Raw genomic sequence first — 15004 nt, 5'->3', positions numbered from 1 at the left:
GGTGATACGAACCTGTCTCAACACAGTTTACAGCCGGTTGACAAGTGGCAGCGCAACTCGGCGGGTTGCGCGCAGGCATTTGAGAGGGTCGCGTCTTCCCATACGACACAGGCGCTCGCCGGGGCGCCCCGCGGCCCTGCTGAGCATCCTGTTCCTGGCCGCCATCATCGCCGGGTGTGGCCGCCAGCCTGTGGTGCTTACCGGTACGATTACCGACGCCTACACCGCCCAGCCCGTGCCCGAGGCCCGCGTAACCATCGGCAATACAACCGTGACGACTGACGCGAACGGCGCCTTCAGCACTTCCCGCTGGCGACGGGGTGATGTGCTGGCGGTGTCTGCGCCCGGCTATGAGCCGCTGCGCCTCCTGCTGGCCGAACGTCCCGAACTGGCGGCCAGCGACGCCCTGACCCTGACCCTCAATACCGTCCTGCGGCCCAACACGCTGAGCGGAACGGTTACCGACGCCTACACCGGCCAACCGCTCGCCAATGCTCAGGTGACGGCGACGTTCAATGTCACCAGCGCCCTTAGCGTCGCCACTGGCGCCGATGGTCGCTATCTGCTGAGCGACCTGCCCGAAGAGTTCACCCTTAGCGTGGTCGCGCCGGACTATGCGCCCGTTGAACGGACGTTGCGCCGCACCACCAGCCTCGATCTTGCCCTGCGTCCCAGCGTGCTGACCGGCACAATCACTGATCGCTACACCGGCCAGGCGGTGGCCGGGGCTGCCATCACCGCCGGTACGGCCCGCGCCACCTCCGGCCCCGATGGTCACTACCGTCTTGAGGGTATCCCGGCTACGGCGACCAGTGTCGAGATCAGCGCCGATGGGTATGCCCCGCTTGCCCAGGAACTGTCTCGCTCGACAGTGCTCGACGCCGCGCTGCGCCCGGACACCCTTCGGGGCCGCCTGATTGACAAGAATACGGGCAAACCCCTGGCCAACGCGGCCATCCTTGCCACCACGGCTTATCCCGGCGTCGCCGTGGCCTTTGAACGCATCGCCGATAGCAGCGATGGCAGCTTTACTCTCAAGGGCGTGCCTGAGCAGGGCTATCTCCACGTGCTTGCCCCGGGCTATCGCACCGTCGTCCTGCCGATCAAGCCCGGCGCAGTGCCCGCCGAGATTGCCCTTGAACGCTTCCGGGTGAAGGCCCTCTATGTCACTGCCGCCGTCGCAAGCTCTCCCGCCCTGCTCGAGGAGTACCTTCAGTTGATCGACCGCACGGAATTGAACGCGATCGTTATTGATCTGAAGAGCGATCTCCGAGACGATCTGGGAATTGTGTATTACGACACGCAGGTGCCCCTGGCGCGCGAACTCGGGCTTTCACGGCCCTACATTGATATGCCGGCTCTCGTGCGGCGCCTCAAGGATATGGGCATCTACACCATCGCGCGCATCCAGCTCTTTTCCCACGACAATGCCCTCTCCGACGCGCGCCCCGAGTGGTCCGTTCGCCTCAAGGAGACCGGCGAGGTCTACGCTGATTATCCTGGCCCCGGCATTCGCTACGCCTACCTCGATCCGACCAACCGCAATGTCTGGGATTACAATATCCAGCTCGGTGTCGAGGCGGCCCTGATGGGCTTCGACGAGATCAACTACGACTACATCCGTTTCCCCGACTGGTTCGGCGAGCGCGCCGAGTTTCGCGATAAGTTGCTCTTCTCCGAGCCGATCGATCCAGTTGACAACCCTGAGCGCATGTTTAAGGTGATCACCGAGTTTATGGATGAGGCCCATCGGGCGGTCAATGGCGCCGGCGCGAAGATGTCCATTGACATTTTTGGGCGGGTCGTCCTCGGTGGTTCGCTCACTATCGCTCAGGACATCCGGCTCATGGGCGACCACACCGATTATATTTGCCCTATGCCGTATCCGTCCCTCTGGTGGCCCGGCGCCTTCGATCTGCCTTCACCCGTTGATGAACCATTTAAGGTCCTCGACGCCGCCAATGCCGAGGCGCTGCGCCAGATCGAGGGCGAATACGCGCGCCTGCGACCGTGGCTCCAGGATCACACCGACCCCTGGGCGTACAAGGTGGTGCGCTATGGCCCCGCCGAGGTGCGCGCCCAGATTGAGGCGACCGAGAAGTATCCGGAGATTGATGGCTGGATGCTTTACGACTCGGCCAATGCTTACAAGGGCGCCTTTGGCGGCGCGGTGAAGCCTGAGCGATGATCCTGCGAGTAAAGGAGGGTTGGAGAGGCGCTTCCAGGAACACCCTTTGTTGGCGAGGAGGTTAGGGGAACCGCCTTTCTCCGCCTCACCTCGCTTATTGACGATTGATGAGCAACCACCCCTGTTTGAGAGGGATCTAGTGCGCGCCGCGGTACTGCGGCCCCCTCTGGAGGATCCGTCGGACGTGGCAGCGTCCCCGTCCAGTTAATCCGGCAGGGCCAGGCCCTCCGTTTCAGCAGCGCGCAAGGCGGAAACGTATGCGACGGATGTTGGCTCTCTTTACACTCCGGGGGCGCCACGTCGCCTGCACGCTTCTGATCGCGCTGGTAATGACGCTCGCGTCGTTCGCTGCGGCTCCCTCTCATGCCCAGCAGCAGGGACCGCCGGCCCGCGTCGGCAAGCTCGCCCTCTCGTCCGTCGCTGATTGGGAGGCGGGCAGCGTCAGCGGGATTCTGGTCACCAATAACGCCGGTGGTGAACTGCGTCTCGCCGACGGTCAGAACTTTGGCAGCTTCGTCTCGCCTGCACTCAAGACAGGCTTTCCGATCAACGCTGCTGGCGCTCAGTGGCGCGCAGATGTGCTCGACGGCACCCAGTTGCTGCTGGAGGTGCGCGCTCGCGCCACGCCCCCCGATGGCGACCCTGAAAGCGGCTGGGGGCCCTGGCAACCCCTCGTCGCCGGCGATGCGCGCTCCGCCGCCAGCGGGAGTGCGGGCGCCTTCGCCACTCCTGATGTGCTCGCCTTGCCCGCCGACACTCAGTACCTGCAACTGCGCGTCACCCTTGGCAGCCAGATCGCCCGCGCCTCGCCCGTCCTTGAAGAGGTCACCCTCAGCTATCTGAACACCACCGCCGCGACGCCCATCTTCGCCGCCGGTCTGCCCCGCCGCCCTATCCTCTTCGGCCCGCCCACTTTGACCCAGCGCCCCACGGTGATCAGCCGGGCCGACTGGAGCGGCAGCATCCGCGGCGCTCAACCTGTTCGCGGCGATCCGCGCGGCGTGATTATCCACCAGATTGACGCCAGCCCGACGCCTGCCGCCACCCTCGATTTCGTCCGCGCGCTTACGCTGTACCAGACTGATGTGCTCGGCTGGGAAGATCTCAGTTATCACTACCTGATTGACGCCGAGGGAAACCTCTTTGAGGGCCGTCTGGGCGGGCCAACCTCGCGTGTGCCTCGCCTGGCCGGGGACGACGCCGCCGTTCACGTCGCGCTTATCGCCCCCCGCGACGCGACGGCGACCTCTGCCGCCACCGGGTCGCTGGTGAGCCTGCTGGCCTGGCTCGGTGAAGCCTATGCCATCCCCCCCACCGGCAATCACGTCGTTGTGCTCGACGGGCAACGCCAGACCCGGCTCAACATTGCCGGGCATAACGATGTCGCTCCGGAGGCCCCCGATCCGTTCCCGCCCCTGCGCGGCCAGCTCGCCCAGATCCGCACCCAGGCAGATGCCTCCACCGTGCGCGCCCGCTGGTACTTTGCCGAGGGCAACGTAGCCGATTACAGCCAGCGGTTCACCTTCTTCAACCCCACCGGCGCCCAGGCTGATGCGCGGGTGAACCTCATCCGCATCGGCGGCGCGCCCACCACCCGCATCGTCAGCGTGCCACCCAATGGCCGCGCTGACCTGACCGTCAATGACCTGGTACAGGACGCCCCGGCCCTGCCGGCAATCGTCGAGTCCAGCGCGCCCATCCTGGTCGAGCGCACGATGAGTCTCACTACTGACATTGATGGCGGTCCCGGCATCACCGAGCTGTCGCGGGTCTGGTACTTCGCCGAAGGCTCAACCGAAGGCAACAACCGGACCTACCTGATCCTCTTCAATCCTGGTCCTACGACCGTTCAGGCAACCGTCAACTATTTTCGCCGCGATGGCCTGACCTTCGAGCAGCCCGTGACCGTGGGCGCCCAGTCGCGCCTGGTGATCTCCGTCCACGACATTACCCTTCCCGATGGCTCGCGCCCGCTGCTCGGCGCCAACTTCGGCGGACAGGTGATCGCCAGCCAGCCCATCGCCGTTGAACGCACCCTGCGGTTCGGACCGGCGCAGGCGGGCCTGCACACCGGGCGCGGCATTACCACGCTGGCGCGCCGCTGGCACTTCGCCGAAGGCACCACCGAGGGCGATTTCCGTATGCGCCTGCTGGTGCTGAACCCTAACACTCAGCCCGCTCGCACCGTCGTAACCTTTATGGGACCGGACAGCCGCGCCGAGACGCGCCGCTACGCCGTGCCGCCACGCTCGCAACTCAGCATTAATGCCAATGAAATCGCGCCGAACCTGGGGTTCAGCTCGCTGGTCGAGGCGGACCGGCCCATCGCCGTCGAGCGCGCGCTGATCTTCAACGGCGGCGCGGCGGGGACGATCAGCGCTGGCGCGGCGGAACCCGCCCTGCGCTGGGCTTTCGTTGACGGGCGCACCCGCGATACGAGCTACATTCTCTGCGTCAGCAATCCCGGTCGCCTTGCCGCCCGCGTCACGGTGGATTTCAACTTTTCCGGCGGCGCCACTGGCCAGCAAACCTTCGAGGTGCCCGCTGGCGCCCGCTATACCCTGTCCGTGCACGAACTCTACCCCGACGAGGACGCCGTCTCAGCGGTGGTACGCAGCACCCAGCCCATTGTCGCCGAACGCTCGCTCTTCCCCGGCGGCGGCGCCCGTGGCGGGGCTACGGCGCTGGGGATACCCACAGGAGAGTGATGTCAGATCACGGCCTGCCAGGCGCCTGATGAGCTTCAAGAACATAGTCTGGCATCGTGGAGCGCTGAGGGTTAATCAGTCGCCTGTCTTCCGCCGACCCGCCGTGGCGCGCAGCGACCGGCGCAGGCGCAACAGCAGACCGATGAAGGCTGCGCCCAGACCCGTCCACAGGGCGCCCTGAATCCATGGCGAGGGCAGCATGGCCGCCAGCATCGCCGGAGCTTCGTAGCGCTCCACTAGTTCGACTGGCGGCGCGACGCCCAGGACGCTCGCCAGCCGTGTAAACGTCGGCCTGATGACCGATATCTCGCGCCGCGCTATCTCGCGGTGGATCAGGCTGAAGGGAAACACCCCCGGCAGCGCGTAGGGCAGCACAACGCCATTCTCGATCCGCGTGCCGCCCGCCTCCGGCGCCAGACTGAACATCCAGATCTGCGCTATCCCCGGAGCAAAGGTGAAGCCCACTCGCCAGGCGATCCGGTAGGGCGGCGCCCAGAGCACTACGCGGTTCGCCGTCACATACGACAGCCCACGCATACGCTGCTGCGACTCGAACACCACGCCTGGCCCCATCCGTCCCCCTGGCACCGTCACCGCCTGAACCTCGCCGCTTCCGGCAATCTCCGGGTGACGGGTCGGGTCGGCGACCAGATCCCACACTGATTCCACCGGCGCGCGCAGGACGCCGCTCACCGAGGCGCCGACGTATCGCATAACTCCTCCTCGCTTTCAGGTTGCATTGCTCTGGTGAACGCGAACAGACACTTGCATCCTCTGACCACTAGAGGGTTGCGGCAAGGCTCGGACTTCCTCAATACCATCAACGCGAACTCTCATCGGGACGCTACATACCGCAATCCAAAATCCAAAATCTAAAATCCAAAATCGTTATTACTCGTCCCGCCGAAGGCGGGCAACCAGTTGGGAGTAGAACTGGCTGCTTGGCCGCAAGCGCACAAAGGTGCACACCCGCGGGCTACGCCGCACGACCACCTCGTCGCCCTCCTGCAACGCCAGGTTCTCGCGCCCATCAACGGCCAGATTGGCATGGTGGCGGCTGCGCAGTTGCAGGGTGACTACCGCGTCCTCGTGCAGCACCATCGAAGGCACTCGCGAGAGATGCGGCGCGATCCCCACCAGCAGCAGCGCCCGCGAACGTGGATCAACGATCGGGCCGCCCGCCGCCAGCGCATAAGCCGTCGAGCCGGTCGCCGTCGCCACCAGCACCCCATCGGCGTGGTAGGTCGTCAATGGCGAACCATCCACGCTCACCTGCACATTGACGATGCGACTGATCTCGCTGCGCGAGAGCACTACTTCATTCAACGCCGTGAAGTCGGCGATATGTACGTCCTGGCGGTACAGACTGGCGCGGATCAACGCCCGTTCGTCATACCAGCCGCCCCCCTGATCCACCAGTTCAATCGCCTGCTCGACCTCATCGGGTTGCACCTCGGCCATGAAGCTCAGATGCCCCAATGCCACCGCCAGCACAGGAATATCAAGCGGAAAGCACAGGCGCGCTGCTCGCAACACCGTGCCATCCCCGCCCATCGCGACCATCAGGTCGGTGTCGTTCAGCACGCCTGGCATATCGCGCGCTTCTTGCGACACTCCACGCCAGACGGCTATGTCTCGCGACCGCAACCACTCGGCCAGTTTTGCCGAACGCTCGATGGAAACCGGGGAGAATGGATTGTAGAGAACGGCTACGCGCCTGAGCATCGTGAGGGCTCCTCGATCAGCAAGGGATTGCGTCCGCGGGGTGGCGCCACAAGCATACCATGGAACGATGGTCTCAACAAAGGCCGGACGCCGTATGCCCTTTCGGATTGTGGCTTTTGGATTTGAGACCGCCCTGTCTTGAGACCGGGCGATCATGCCTATGCACGGTATTCACCAGAAATGATCGTGTTCGCCTCTACCAAACGCGTTCGCGCCGCAGAGGGCGCAAAGGGCTTCCAAACGCTTATCCTCTACGTTCCTCTGCATGCTCCGCGGTAAATCTGAACACGCGCCCACGAATCGGAAGCGCCCGTATCCTCCTGACAACGGCAGCGGTACATACAGCGAGGTATCCGTTGCTACCAAAGGAGTCACCACCCATGAGCGACCGCGTTCTCTCCACCGCCACCGCCCGCGAAGCCATCAACGCCTTCCAGCGCATCGTCAATGGCCCGCTGCTTCAGCAGATCAGCGAATTGAACAGCCAGGGCCAGATCCTCAGCGATCCTGGCAACTGGGATGGCCGCCTGGCCGCCGAGTTCCGCGCCCAGTGGACCGACACCCACCGGAAGCTGCTCAGCACCCAGCAGGCCCTCGAGGAACTGCGCCGCCAGATCCAGCAGATCAACCAGAACATCATGCAGGCCGGCGGCAACATCTAGCTCCAGCGGCCAGCCGCACAGGTCACGCCGGTCGCGCCTGGCGTGACCTGCGCGGCTTGTGTCCCGGCGATTCCGCCCTGGATTGCGAGGCTCTCGCTGTGGGGGCATGGCAAAGCATCGCTCCGGCTTCCCACAGACAGGCTTGCCCTTCGCTCAGGGCAAGCCTGTTGTCTGCCACGCCGACGACACCCTTGCCCGCGCCCCGATATCAATGCCCGTTGAAGACGGTGCCTGCGCATTATCGCCGGCGCTCATCGGGCTGCCAGATACGGCAATCCAGAATTTACAATCCGAAATGATATATAAGGAGTCTGGCCATGACCGTCAGTTCGGCGCGCCCCGCAGCACTCACGCGCTACGCCCGCGCCTCCAGCGCCTCCGCCACAAACCTGGAGGACGAGGCTCGGCGCCTCGCGGAGATCCTCGCGCATTTCGCCGCTCGCTGCACCGAGTATCGCGTACCGGAAATCGAAGGGCTGGCCGCCCGTCTGAACGTCGCGGCCCGCGATCAGGCCGCCCTTGCGGCGTGGACGGTTGACGTCGCGCGGGCCTTCACCGCCGCCGATACGCGCGCTGCGGCTGCCGCAACCCTGCGCGCCCAGATCATGCAGTGGATGGGCAACCACCCCATGCGCGCCTCGTTACCGCTGGAGTATGCAAAACTGATCGAGCTTGTCCGCAGCCGGCCCGAACTGGCCCGCGCGGTTTGGAACGGGATCGCCACGATGCTCGACTACCACCTCGCCGAAATCGAGCGTGTCCTGAACAGCTACGGATCTGCCTGGCCCTCGCAGATCCCCTACCTGCTCGCCAGGATGGGGCCTTCCCTGGCGCTGCTGGGCATGCTCGCCGGGGGTACGGTAGTCGCTACCGAGTGGTCACGCTGGATGGCTCAACCAGTTGCCTCGCCCAGGGACTTCTTCGAGCTGGTTCACAACAGCGTCTGGCGCCTGATGTACCGGCCGGTTGATGAGCAACGCATGCGTTCGATCACCGCGCGGCTCGACCGAATCCACCTGGCGCTCTGCGGCACGCTTGGCACCTGCTCGCACCCGCGTCCGTCCGAGTTCGCCGAACCGCTCCGCGACCCCGTGCGGGGCATCCTCGACGTACCGCTGGAGGCGATGTACGATCCCGGGACGGTTCGCCATCGCAGCGCCGATGGCCGGCTCTATCTGAGCCCCCAGGCGCTGATGTATGGCGAGCACAGCTTGATCGGCTCCTATTCTGGCGAGCAGGTGCGCCTGGCGCGGGTGGGCGCCAACGAGTACGCCTTTGGCATCGCCGGGCTGGACGTCGCTAACGCCCAGGGTCCGAACAACTTTTACGCTGTCGCGTTGACCTCACAGGGGGTTTCGGGGAACGAGAATCGCTACTTTACGTATGTCAAGGAGCAGATCCTCGGTCACCTCGAACGTCTGCCCGAAGGCATCACCATTCACCTGGCTGGTCACAGCATGGGGGGCGGGATGGTTATGCTTGCACTCAACGATCCAGAGGTGCAGCAATACCTGCAAAGGCACAATATCACGGTGGGATCGGTGACCACCTTCGGCGCGGTGCGGCCCAACCGCGCTGGAGTTAACGGCGTGCCGCCGGACGCCCCGGGCGCGCTCGCTGGGCCGCTCTTTGCCAATACGGTCGTCAACCACTACGTGGACACCGACGACGCGCTCGCGCTCAATGTCGGCGCAGGCCACGATCCGGGGCGCTTCGCCAATGTGCATCTCCTCGATGACGGCGAGATAAGCGACCCGAGGATCGCCCATCTCTCCTATGACACCAGCAGTTACCGCGGGCTGCCAGCGGCCGCGCAGGTGCTTCCCTTCGCCATCGATCCCGCTTATCACGAGGTGTATGCGCCGATTCCGCCAGCTACGGCCCCGGCGCCCGCCCTCTGCGGCTCAGGAGCGCCGCGCTCTCCCGCGTCGCCAGGCGGCAACTGATACGAAACCGGGAAACCGGGTTTTCGCACGCCCCCGCTCGTCTGGAAACCATCAGTAGCGCGGGTTGCAATCGGACACAACCCGGTTTTCCAGATAGACACTCAACCAGGAGGCTGCTGATGCCAAACGATATCTGGCAAGATGTGCGTTGGGACCATGGCGCCGCCACCGAGGCCGTGGCAGCCCTGCAGCGCACCGCTGGCGAGATTGATCGCGCGCTCGCCGAAATCGCGCAGACCAGCCGCGAAGCCGCCACCGACTGGCTCGGCCCGCACCGCGAGTTCTTCGAGCACTCGAGTTCCCGGTTGCGTGGCGAGTTAACCGCTATTGCCGCGGCGTGTCGCCGCGCTGCCGCCGACGTGCAGCATGCCAGCGCCCGCGCGCATGAAGAGCAGGCCCGACGCCTGCGCGAGCGCGAGGAACACGAGCGCCGCGAGCGCGAGGAGCGTGAACGGCGGCAACGCGAGCGCTCCGGCCCTCGCCCCGTATAAGACATCCACACAGTTCCAGGCGCTATGTTCGGGAATCAGCACGATGCCAACCGCATCCAGATGCGCCGCACTCAATCCAAAATCCAAAATCTACAATTGCTTTAAGGAGGCCAGGTGCGCGATCACACCTTTAACCGGCCGCCTCGCGTGCGCCCACGCTGGGCCGCCGAGCGCGTGGAATTGCCCGAACCGCCCGCGCCGCCGGAGCCAGCGCCGACCGACTGGGCGCAACTGGTGTTGCCTCTGGCGGGCGCGGGCGTCTTCGCCAGCGCGGCCAGCCTCGGCGGCGGCAACCCGCTGCTCGTCGGCTTGCCCAGTGGCGCGCTGGCGCTGATGGGAATCGGGGCGGCGCTCGCCAGCCGTCGCGCCGCCGCGCGCCGCGCCGCCGCGCAGTATGCCGAGCGCCGCGCCTACTTCGAGGACCGCCTGGAGAGTCAGCGCGCCCGGCTGCGGCGCCTCTACGACCAGGAGCGCAGCGCGCGGCTCTATCTCTGGCCCGATCCCGGCGAACTGCTGCTGATCGCTGGCGTCACCGGCGGCGCGCCCGAGCCGCGTCTCTGGGAACGTCGCCCGGATGACGATGACTTCCTCGACCTGCGGGTGGGCAGCGGCAATCTCCCCGCAGCGAGCCAGGCGCACGTACCGCCTCCCACCCCTGCCGGCGCCGTAGACCAGCGTCTGCTGCACATCGCCGCCGAACATGCTACTCTGCGCCAGACGCCCATCAGTGTGCCCCTGGCCACGCTCGGCTCCCTCGGCCTCGCCGGGCCGCGCCCGGCGGTCCTGGCTCTGGCGCGGGCCTTGCTCTGGCAGGCGGCCGTGCTCCATGCCCCCGGCGATCTGCGGCTGGCGGCGCTCTACGCCCCTGCCAGCGCCGCCGAGTGGGAATGGCTGCGCTGGCTTCCACACACTTTGCCGCTCAACAACGACCCTTCGCCGGGTCTACGCATGCTCGCCGGGCGTCCCGATGTCGCCGAACGGCTCACCAGCGATCTGCTCGACCACCTTAGCCGGCGGAGGGAACGGGCCGCGCGACACGAGACCGCTCCTTCAGCTCCGCGCATCCTGGTGCTCGTTGACGGCGACGAACTGCCGGGGACCTACACCGCCATTACTGAACTGCTCCGCCACGGCGGCCCGCTGGGCATCGCCACGCTGCTGCTGGTTTCGGCCTGGTCGCTGCTCCCCGAGTCCTGCGCCGCGATGCTCGAACTCGAAACCCACGGCGCCCGCTGGACCCGCGCTGGCGATCAGTGGCCCCGTGAGCGTTTTTCGCCTGATCAGGCCGATCTCGCGGCCAGCGATCAACTCGCGCGTCACCTGGCCGGCGTGCGGCTGGTGGAAAGCGGCGGCGCGCAGGATGTGCCCCGCTCAGTCCGGCTCTTTGACCTGCTCGGAATCAGCGACGTGAGCGAACTGGCGCCGCCCCACTGGTGGAACGAACTGCCTGCCACCGCCTGGCGCGCCGACGTGCCGATCGGCGCCGGGGCCGATGGGCAACCCATCTGCCTCGATCTGAACGAGAGCCGCCATGGCCCCCACGGCATCATCGCCGGGGCGACCGGCGCGGGGAAGAGCGTGCTGTTACAGAGCATCATCGCCGCTCTGGCCACGACTCATCCCCCCGAGCGTCTGCAACTGCTGCTCATTGACTTCAAGGGAGGCGCCGCCCTGATGCCCTTCGCCACGCTGCCCCACTGCGCGGGGATGGTGACCGACCTCGAAGGGCGTCTGGCCGAACGGGCCATGACGGCGATCAAGAGCGAACTGCGCCGGCGCAAGGAGGTGCTCAAGAGCGTGGCCACCGCTTACAGCGCCCGCATCGAGAACATCGGCGACTATCGCGCCCTGGCCGCCCGTGCCGGCCTGCCGCCGCTGCCCAACCTGCTGATCATCGTGGACGAATTCGACGAACTGGCGCGCACCTATCCCGGCTTTGTCGCCGAGTTGATCCGCGTTGTGAAGCAGGGCCGTTCACTGGGAGTACACCTGCTCCTGGCAACCCAGCAACCCGCGCGGGCCGTCTCCAACGAGATCCGCAGCCAGCTCACCTTCTTCATCGCCCTGCGCCTGGGCAGCGCCGAGGATAGCCGTGAGATGCTGCTCAAACCCGACGCTGCCTTCCTCCCCACCGATCTGCCAGGGCGGGCCTTCTTCCGGGTCGGCGCCGAAACGCGACTGATGCAGGTGGCCCAGATCACCACGCCGCACCGCACCGGCAGCGCCGCGCGCGCTGCGGGTCCACGGGTAAGTTTTCTGCGCGATGGGCGCGAACAGCCGGTCACGACGATGCACGATCCGCCGGCTGATCAGCGCGAGACCGATCTCGACATCCTGGTGCGCGCCCTGCGCGAAGCCGCCGAGGCCCGCGCGCTCACCCTGGCCGGCTGGGAGCCATCCCGCATCTGGCAGCCCCCACTTCCCGCGCGGTTGTCACTCGCTGCTGTCAGTGGGCGCGTGGCCGACGGTTGGAGCGAACCGCCCACCGGTTCAGCCTGGCTTCGCCAGGCCATCGGCCTGCTCGATCTGCCCCAGGAGAGCCGGCGCGAGCCGTTCAGCGTCAGTCTGGCCGACGGTCACCTGGTGGCGATTGGCGCCCCCGGCAGCGGCAAAACCACCCTGCTGCGCGCCCTGGTGTTCGGCCTGGCGATGTCGCACACCCCCGACGACCTCTGGTGCTACCTGATTGACGCTGGCGGACAGGGCCTTGGCCCCCTGGCTGGATTGCCACACGTCGGGGCTCACATCCAGGCCCGCGAACGCGAACGGGTGCGCCGTTTGATGCGCATGCTCGAGACGACCATCCGCGAACGGCAGGAGGTGCTGCGTGCCGCCGACGCCGCCGATCTGCCCGCCCTGCGCGCCGGTGGCCGGCGCATTCCGGCCATTCTGGTGGTGATTGATAAAATCGCCGTATTGCGGGAAGAGTTCCGCGACGGTCATGGGGACGACGAGATAATTGACGACCTGATCCGCATCGCACGCCTTGGCCGGACCTACGGGGTGCATCTTGCGCTGAGCGCTGATCGCGCCACCGATCTCACCTACCGGCTGCTTTCGCTTATGGAGATCCGTATTGCCCTGCGCCTGCCCGAGTTGCACGACTACTCCGATCTGCTCGGCGCGCGGGTGAGCGCGCCAATCCCGCAGCACCTGCCGGGACGCGCGCTTGTTATGCACCCTGACTACGGCCCGCTGGATCTACACATCGCTCTGCCGGGCCTCGATGGCGACGGCGCCGGAGGCGAGGCCATTGAAGAACGTCCCGGCGCGCTGGACGCCGAACTGACGATCGAACTGCGCCAGCAGGCGGCACGCTTGAGGGCCGAGTGGCGCGAACGGGGCGCGGGCGCGGGGCCGGCGCCGATCGAACTGCTGCCTGAACGCCTGAGCCTTGCCTCCCTGAAAGCCGCGAGCGAGGACCCCGCCCCCGGCGACGCGCTCAGCGCGCCAATCGGCCGCGAGAGCCTGACCCTGGGCCCGGCCTGGCTCCATTTGAGCCAGGAAACACCGCATGCGCTGATCATCGGCCCGCGCCGCAGCGGTAAAACTGGCGCCCTGCTCTGCGCGGCCAGCGCCCTCATTGCCCGCTACGGGCCTGAGGAACTGGCCTTGTTCATTCTCGACGGGCCGCGCGGGGGGCTACGCCCGCTTCGCGCGCTGCCCCATACGATGCTCTACGTGGACGATGAGGCCGGCGCCGCTATGCTCCGCGCCAGCCTTCTGGCTGCTCGCGCCGAAGCGCCTGCGCGTCGCCGGCTCGTGCTGATTGATGATTACACCCTCTGCCGTGAGCGTATGCGCGCCCAGTTGACCCAGAACTTCGGCGGCGAACCTAACCTGCACGAACTCCTCACTGAGATCGCCCAGGTCGGCGGGCAGCACGGGGAGCATCTGCTGGTCGCCGCTGGCGTTGCCTACGCCGATGACAATCTGCTGCGCGCCCTTGACGCTGGCCGCGCCGGTTTATTGCTGTGGCCAGGGCGCTACGATCCCGGCACGCGGCTGCTGGGAGTCGCGCTGCCTCTCGCCGATCAGCGCGCCAGCGAACAACCCCCTGGACGGGCGCTGCTCGTGCGCGACGAGGAGCGCGAACTGGTGCAACTCGCCCAGGCCGATGCCGTGTGGCCTTCCTGAGAGGGCTGCACGTTCCCGAACCCTCCCCCGGTCAGCGACGGCTGATGCGACCTTCGCCGCTGGCGGCAGGGTTCGGGGCGGCCAGGCCGCCCACCAGGATTGACGCCAGGGCTGGTCCGTAAAGAGTTGGTATCGCGTCTGGGCGCCAGGGAGTCCCTTTTCAGGTGCAGGGTTTTCCGGCGCACGCTCGCGCCGCATTCGCCATCCGGGGCATTGGGACGCCCAACTCCCCCCGCTCCCTGAGCGGGGGAGGCGGGCGGGTGGTGAGGATCGGAAGCGCATTGGAATGTCGAAAACCGCTTCTTCTCGCTCGAAAAACACTACACCTGAGAAAAGGGAGTCCCACGGTGGAGCATTTCTCGATTGACCCGCAACGATGGCAGCGCAAGCGCAGGGAGTCACACGACGCAGGTTCCTGAATGGATCAAGCATGCCGGTCAGTGCTCTAGTATTACTCTCAGGGGACTGAATTATGACTCAACAACGCCAGGAGATGCTTACGGTAACCCTGCACTGGCTCGTCGGCGACACAGAGCAAACGACGACCATTGTTTGCGAGGACAGCTCACCCGAAATGCTGCTCCCGCTGCTCATTGATGGCTGCGGCCTGCCTGTACGGAACGAGCGGGGCGAACCTATCGCCTACGCCCTGCGGCTGGCCTCACCGGCGGGCAGGTTGCTGCGTCCGACTGAAAGGGCCAGTGCTCAGGGCGTGCGTTCAGGCAGCCATCTGTGGTTGACCGAACGCAGCCTCACGACACCCCGGCGTTGCCTGCTGGGTCTTCCCGATGGCAGCGAAGTGGCCCTTCCGCCACGCGGCGCTACCGTGAGCCGGGCCTGGCTGTTGCAGGCCCTGGCGCTGCTGAACCCCGATATGTACCATCGCGAACTGGCCCTGCTGGAACAGCGGCGCTCCGCCTACCGCTACGTGTCCAATCGCCCCCACTGCCTTATCGCCCCCGCCGAAACCGGTCCGTGGAGCGTCTCAACTGAACGCGCCGACGTGGCGACGCTGCTCAACGGTATGCGCATCGCTCCGGGCGCTCCCGAACCCCTGCGTGACGGCGACATCCTGACGCTCGGCGAGGACGGTCTGAGCCTGTCCATTACCCTGATCGGCGACATCGCCGCGTAGGGGTCGCGCCGG

The 15004-nt window shown here is 66.3% G+C and carries 9 protein-coding genes; 7 read left to right on the top strand and 2 right to left on the bottom strand.

Features of this window, described 5'->3' with window-relative positions; genetic code table 11:
- Nucleotides 1-79 precede the first annotated feature (79 nt).
- Complete coding sequence (locus tag NZU74_11835) at nt 80-2188, top strand: carboxypeptidase regulatory-like domain-containing protein (GenBank protein MCS6882013.1); 2109 nt, start codon at nt 80-82, stop codon at nt 2186-2188.
- Between the two features lie 257 nt (nt 2189-2445).
- Complete coding sequence (locus NZU74_11830; protein ID MCS6882012.1) at nt 2446-4896, top strand: peptidoglycan recognition protein family protein; 2451 nt, start codon at nt 2446-2448, stop codon at nt 4894-4896.
- A gap of 75 nt (nt 4897-4971) precedes the next feature.
- On the opposite strand, the gene NZU74_11825 is transcribed toward NZU74_11830, so the two are convergent.
- Together NZU74_11825 and NZU74_11820 are read right to left on the bottom strand one after the other, a co-directional pair.
- Nucleotides 4972-5610, bottom strand: coding sequence for an SRPBCC family protein (locus tag NZU74_11825; GenBank protein ID MCS6882011.1), 639 nt, complete (start codon nt 5608-5610; stop codon nt 4972-4974).
- A gap of 177 nt (nt 5611-5787) precedes the next feature.
- On the bottom strand, nt 5788-6621 hold the full coding sequence (locus NZU74_11820; protein ID MCS6882010.1) for an NAD(+)/NADH kinase: 834 nt from the start codon (nt 6619-6621) through the stop codon (nt 5788-5790).
- A 380-nt stretch (nt 6622-7001) separates the two neighbouring features.
- On the opposite strand from NZU74_11820, the gene NZU74_11815 reads away from it, so the two are divergent.
- The 5 genes from NZU74_11815 to NZU74_11795 all read left to right on the top strand — a co-directional run bounded on the left by NZU74_11815 (nt 7002) and on the right by NZU74_11795 (nt 14992).
- Nucleotides 7002-7283: a WXG100 family type VII secretion target gene (locus NZU74_11815; protein ID MCS6882009.1), complete on the top strand. Its 282-nt coding sequence runs from the start codon at nt 7002-7004 to the stop codon at nt 7281-7283.
- 317 nt (nt 7284-7600) lie between these two features.
- Complete coding sequence (locus NZU74_11810) at nt 7601-9229, top strand: hypothetical protein (protein MCS6882008.1); 1629 nt, start codon at nt 7601-7603, stop codon at nt 9227-9229.
- A 119-nt stretch (nt 9230-9348) separates the two neighbouring features.
- The gene (locus NZU74_11805) at nt 9349-9720 is read left to right on the top strand and encodes a hypothetical protein (protein ID MCS6882007.1); all 372 of its coding nucleotides are present in this window, start codon (nt 9349-9351) and stop codon (nt 9718-9720) included.
- A 114-nt stretch (nt 9721-9834) separates the two neighbouring features.
- Nucleotides 9835-13857: an FtsK/SpoIIIE domain-containing protein gene (locus tag NZU74_11800; protein MCS6882006.1), complete on the top strand. Its 4023-nt coding sequence runs from the start codon at nt 9835-9837 to the stop codon at nt 13855-13857.
- 472 nt (nt 13858-14329) lie between these two features.
- The gene (locus tag NZU74_11795; protein MCS6882005.1) at nt 14330-14992 is read left to right on the top strand and encodes an FHA domain-containing protein; all 663 of its coding nucleotides are present in this window, start codon (nt 14330-14332) and stop codon (nt 14990-14992) included.
- Nucleotides 14993-15004: the final 12 nt, after the last annotated feature.

It is taken from the genome of Chloroflexaceae bacterium, assembly GCA_025057155.1.
Taxonomy (GTDB): domain Bacteria; phylum Chloroflexota; class Chloroflexia; order Chloroflexales; family Chloroflexaceae; genus JACAEO01.
The sequence above is the reverse complement of the archived record's forward strand: the minus strand, read 5'-3'. Positions and strand labels throughout refer to the sequence as shown.

Bases quoted from the DNA above. Each gene is read 5' to 3' on its own strand.
- NZU74_11830 (MCS6882012.1), top strand. From the start codon at position 2,446: ATGCGACGGATGTTGGCTCTCTTTACACTCCGGGGGCGCCACGTCGCC.
- NZU74_11825 (MCS6882011.1), bottom strand. From the start codon at position 5,610: ATGCGATACGTCGGCGCCTCGGTGAGCGGCGTCCTGCGCGCGCCGGTG.
- NZU74_11820 (MCS6882010.1), bottom strand. From the start codon at position 6,621: ATGCTCAGGCGCGTAGCCGTTCTCTACAATCCATTCTCCCCGGTTTCC.
- NZU74_11815 (MCS6882009.1), top strand. From the start codon at position 7,002: ATGAGCGACCGCGTTCTCTCCACCGCCACCGCCCGCGAAGCCATCAAC.
- NZU74_11810 (MCS6882008.1), top strand. From the start codon at position 7,601: ATGACCGTCAGTTCGGCGCGCCCCGCAGCACTCACGCGCTACGCCCGC.
- NZU74_11805 (MCS6882007.1), top strand. From the start codon at position 9,349: ATGCCAAACGATATCTGGCAAGATGTGCGTTGGGACCATGGCGCCGCC.
- NZU74_11795 (MCS6882005.1), top strand. From the start codon at position 14,330: ATGACTCAACAACGCCAGGAGATGCTTACGGTAACCCTGCACTGGCTC.